Below are 4735 nucleotides of genomic sequence, written 5' to 3' on the forward strand. Positions count from 1 at the left end.
CGCTGGAATTTGGCTTTAGCCAACAGAAATCGATCAGCAACTTAAACGAATTCACAAGGGCTATCAGCTCAGTGCCGCAGGCAGTAACACTATCCACAGTGTGAACATTGCCGACAGCTTAGTGAGTGCGGTAGCGGGCAGGCGCGTGCCTGTGGAGCCAGAGTGGCAATTGGCGATGTTTGAAAAGTTGATGCCGAGTATCACGCCGCAAAAACTGCATCAGTTGTTTAAACAGACTTGGGAAGGGACGCCTTATCTGTATCTGACCAATAACAAACCCATTGAAAATATTGAAAAGCAACTCTTAGCCGCCTACAACGCGAGCCAAAAGCAAGCCGTAAAAGTGCCCGAAACCAAGAGTATTGCCGAGTTTGGCTATAGTCAATTTGGTGAGGCTGGACAGATTGTGGCCGATCAGCGCGATGCCACAACTGGCATACGAAAGCTAGAGTTTGCTAACGGTGTGCGTCTCAATTTAAAACCTACATCCTTTAATCAGGGGCTGACGTTGGTGAGTCTCAATATCGGCTTTGGTGAGGTGCCATTCCCCGAGCTAGATGGTTTGTCTTACCTGTTTAATAGCGCCTTTGTGCAGGGCGGTTTGGGACTTCACGATTTAGACAGCTTGCAGGAGATTTTTGCAGGCCAAGATATCTCGGTCAGTTTGAGTTTACGTGAGCAGAGTTTTGGTGGCGAGATCAGTACTAATGCTGCCGAGCTTCGCACCCAATTAGGTGTACTGACGGCCTATTTAGGCGACCCGGGGATGGATAAGCAAGCCGAGCAGTTATTCCGTGAGCAAGTGATTGCCGAGCAGCAGAGCATTCATAGCAATCCACAACTGGAGTTTTCGAATCAATTTGCGCGAATTGCCCATAATGGCGACAAACGTTATGGCTACGGCAACCCTGATGAAATCCTCAAGCGTCAGTTTACTGAACTCGCGCCCAGCTTCCATTCTGCGGTGCAACAAGGGGCGATTGAGCTGGCGATCGTGGGTGATTTTGATGAAAACCAAGCCATTGCCGAGGTTGCACAAACCTTAGGGGCGATTTCCCGTCAGCCGATCCCTAAGGGGCAGACTATCGTGCCTGTGTTTCCCAACGTGCCAGCACAAATGAGCCTGACGCATTATGGTCAGGTCGATATGGCAGCGCTCGCGCAGGTGTGGCCGACAGCGGATATGAGTAATCCACGTGAGCTGGTGGGGTTAGGTTTGCTTGAGCAGGTACTAAGCATCTTACTTACTGAGAATGTGCGTGAGAAAGCGGGGGCAAGTTATTCGCCTTCTGCATTCTCATATAATGATTTAAATCCAACGGGATATGGTTATCTCGGCCTATTTAGTGTGACCACCACTGCCATGTTGCCTGAGGTGGCTAAGCATTACGCCGCCGCAGTTAAGCAGGTTAAAACGCCTTCGGGGATCAGTGAGGATTTGCTCAATCGTGCCCGCCAGCCAGTGCTGGAGTGGATGCAGATGGGGCCGCAAAGTAATAATTTCTGGTTAGATTTGGCCTCAACCGCCCAAAGCCAACCGGAGCGTTTTGCGACCTTTAACCAACGCTTGGCGTTGGTACAGCAGATCACGCCCGCCGAGTTAAGCCAATTGGCGCAGAAATACCTCAAGGATGATAAGCGGTTAACTATCGAAACCTTACCCGCACCCGTCACGGCTCCGTGAGCCATTAAACCGCAATTTATCTGAAGCCCTACCTCCTGTGATACTCGTGTCACAGGAGGTTTGGTTTTTATTGGTGATTGAAATATTTGTCGGTCGCAATTGGAAATAACCGTTGTCGAAAATGCCACTCACGCTTAAGCGAAACCCGCATTAGGCTAAGCGCCATATTCTTGTAGAGTGGTGATGTGATGTTTCGATATCTTTTATGTAGTTTTGGCTTAGTCCTAATGTATCCGACGGGGATCGATATGTACTTAGTCGGGTTGCCGCAAATTGCGAGTCAACTTGGGGCGAGTGAGGCGCAGCTGCACATTGCTTTTTCTGTTTATCTTGCTGGCATGGCGACGACTATGCTGTTTGCGGGCAGTTTAGCCGATAGGATTGGGCGTAAACCCATTACACTTTTTGGCGCCTTACTGTTCGCGCTAGCCTCCTATTTTGCAGCGGGCTCGCAAACCAGTGATCTGTTTTTAATCGCGCGCTTTGCGCAAGGCATTGGTGCGGGTTGTTGTTATGTTGTCGCGTTCGCGATTTTGCGTGATGTCTTAGACGATAAGCGCCGAGCCAAAGTGCTCTCAATGGTGAATGGCGTGACCTGTATTATCCCTGTGATCGCGCCTGTGATTGGCCACTTAATCATGCTTAAGTTTCCATGGCCTAGCCTGTTTTACACTATGGCGGCGATGGGATTACTGGTATTTGCTCTTTGTCTATTGGTATTGCGTGAAACCCATTCTAAAGCAGTATTTCACACGCAAGCTTTGCCAGGTGTGCAAAAGGAGTCCTTTAAACAAGGCTTTTTTATCAGTCGCGTGGTCATAACAACCTTAGGTGTGACCACGATTTTAAGCTATGTGAATGTGTCTCCTATGCTGATTATGGGGCAGATGGGGTTTGACCGTGGCCAATATTCCAATACCATGGCAATGATGGCATTGGTGAGTATGTTAGCCTCATTTTCGACGCCCTTTTTGCTTAACCAGTTTAAAGAAAAATCATTAATTTTGTTCTCCCAAGGGTTATTCGTTGCGGCCGCCTTAGTGTTTATCTTGACTCAATTGGGCGGGGTTAGTCATTCATTCAACCTCTTAGGATTTGCTTTTGTTTGTTCTGGTTTTTCAATTGGATTTGGGGTGACCATGAGTCAGGCGCTTAGTCCATTTGTGGCTCGGGCAGGAGTGGCCAGCTCATTACTGGGGATTGCCCAAGTGTGTACTTCTGCGTTGTATATTTGGGTGATGGGTCTGCTCGAAGTGAGCGCGATTAATATATTATTAGCTATCCTCAGCGTTGGTGCGCTGGTAAGCATCACGCTAATGTTAGCGGTGCCTAAAATGTCGGAAATGGTAGTTAATGAGCAAATCCCTGAGTCGGCTTGACCTCAATCTGTTGTTTACTTTTCAGCTGCTATCGCAGGAGCGGAGCGTGTCTAAGGCCGCCAAAAAGCTCAATGTGACGCCATCGACCGTGAGTAAATCCTTGGCGAAATTGCGCGATTGGTTTGACGACCCACTATTCATTAAAACGCCCCAGGGATTGCAGCTTACGCCATTAGCCCAAAGCATGGAGCATGACTTAGCCGATTGGTTGCAAATGGGCAAACAGCTTATGGGAAAGCGCGGGGACGATATGGCGAAAGGGCTCAGTTTTGAGCTAATGCTTGAGTCACCTTTGTCGCTCATTATGCTTAATCAATTAACGCAGGCGATTTACCAACACTACCCTGATGCAAAAGTGAAGGTGCGAAATTGGGATTATGATTCACTAGAGGCCATTATTCGCGGTGAGGCAGACATAGGTTTTACTGGCCGAGAAAGTCATCCTCGCTCCAAGGAGTCCCTTGATTTACTGCCGTATTTTATCGATTTTGAGGTTTTATTTACCGATCTTCCTCAGGTGTATTTACGCCGCGATCATCCCGTCTTGCAGGAAGAGTGGAATATAGACACCTTTCTTAAATATCCGCATATCAATATCTTGTGGGAAAAGAGCGAAACCTGGGCCTTAGATGATGTGCTTATCGAGCTTGGGTTAACTCGCAATATTGTGCTGACCTTGGCCAGTTTTGAGCAGTCACTGTTTGTCGCGGCAGAGCCTCACCACAGTATGATGGCAATAGCACCGCAATATTGTGAGCAATATGCCCGCCAATTACACCCTGACTTAGTCACTCGCTCGATCCCGATAAGTGGCGAATATCTTAATAAACTCGCCATTCCTTTTACCTTGATTTGGCATAAGAGAAACAGCCACAACCCCAAAATCACTTGGCTGCGAAGCAAGATAAAAGCGATTTACCAGCCGCGTGGGTGTGATTAAGGCTGTTATTTGCAGCATTAATTCGGTTGGTTTATACCCAATTGCTGGCAAATATATTGGATGCACAATTCTTGCTGCTGACACCATAATCCGTAGCTGACGGGGATAAGTTTAATCCCCGCGCGCTGTAACAGTTTATACAGTTCAATATCGAAAAAGTCCGCCCATGGCCCTGGGTAACCGATTAAATCTATTGCTAAATATTGGTTACCATAGCGGCACAGAATATCCAGTTCTAGCCCCGCCATATGGTAGGCGCGCCAGACTGTTATGCCTTTTGCTTCAATCGCCTGTGCAACCGACTGGCCGAAGCTATCGAGGGCATCGACATAATTGTGCGCCGCTTGAAATTGGCCCGCCGATGCTAAGTAAGTTGCCAGTAAATTATTGTTGGGGAGCTCATGCGCTTGTACTGATAAAAATAGCCACTGCATTTGTTTAGCGCGGGTGATGGCGACATTGAACATATCTTCGCGATTTAAATACACGGCGGCGCGGCTGTCGTTGGCCGTAATGCTAAACGACAGCAGCATAATATCGCGCTCTTCCCCTTGAAAACCAAAGGGCGTGGCAATCCGTAATTGATGACGTTCTATTTGCTGCGAGCTAAAGCGTGCGAGGATCTGCTGGGATAAATACTCCGTCTGATTGCGAAAGCAGGAGAGCACACCAATGCTGGCGGGCACTAATACATTTTCTTGTTCATCAATCAGTTGAGCTAACTTTTCAATT

At 48.0% G+C, this 4735-nt stretch carries 3 protein-coding genes and 1 pseudogene; 3 read left to right on the top strand and 1 reads right to left on the bottom strand.

Going from position 1 to position 4735, the window contains the following annotated elements:
- The 3 genes and pseudogenes from SHEWPOL2_RS21370 to yidZ form a co-directional block, all read left to right on the top strand.
- Positions 1 to 1684 (top strand): annotated as a pseudogene (locus tag SHEWPOL2_RS21370) (insulinase family protein); the annotation flags it as partial.
- 188 nt (positions 1685 to 1872) lie between these two features.
- Positions 1873 to 3063 (top strand): MFS transporter, encoded by a 1191-nt coding sequence (locus SHEWPOL2_RS21375; RefSeq protein ID WP_037431514.1) that lies wholly within the window; start codon positions 1873 to 1875, stop codon positions 3061 to 3063.
- Positions 3038 to 4003: an HTH-type transcriptional regulator YidZ gene (yidZ, locus tag SHEWPOL2_RS21380; RefSeq protein WP_037431516.1), complete on the top strand. Its 966-nt coding sequence runs from the start codon at positions 3038 to 3040 to the stop codon at positions 4001 to 4003. Before SHEWPOL2_RS21375 ends, yidZ begins: the two co-directional genes overlap by 26 nt.
- 17 nt (positions 4004 to 4020) lie before the next feature.
- On the opposite strand, the gene SHEWPOL2_RS21385 is transcribed toward yidZ, so the two are convergent.
- The coding region (locus SHEWPOL2_RS21385; protein ID WP_037431517.1) for an AAA domain-containing protein at positions 4021 to 4735 on the bottom strand (715 nt) is incomplete at its 5' end.

The organism is Shewanella sp. POL2 (genome assembly GCF_000282755.1).
In the GTDB taxonomy this organism is placed as follows: Bacteria; Pseudomonadota; Gammaproteobacteria; order Enterobacterales; family Shewanellaceae; genus Shewanella; species Shewanella xiamenensis.

What these genes read in the sequence shown, in the direction of transcription:
- SHEWPOL2_RS21375 (WP_037431514.1), top strand. Translation starts at nt 1,873, where the DNA reads ATGTTTCGATATCTTTTATGTAGTTTTGGCTTAGTCCTAATGTATCCG.
- yidZ (WP_037431516.1), top strand. Translation starts at nt 3,038, where the DNA reads ATGAGCAAATCCCTGAGTCGGCTTGACCTCAATCTGTTGTTTACTTTT.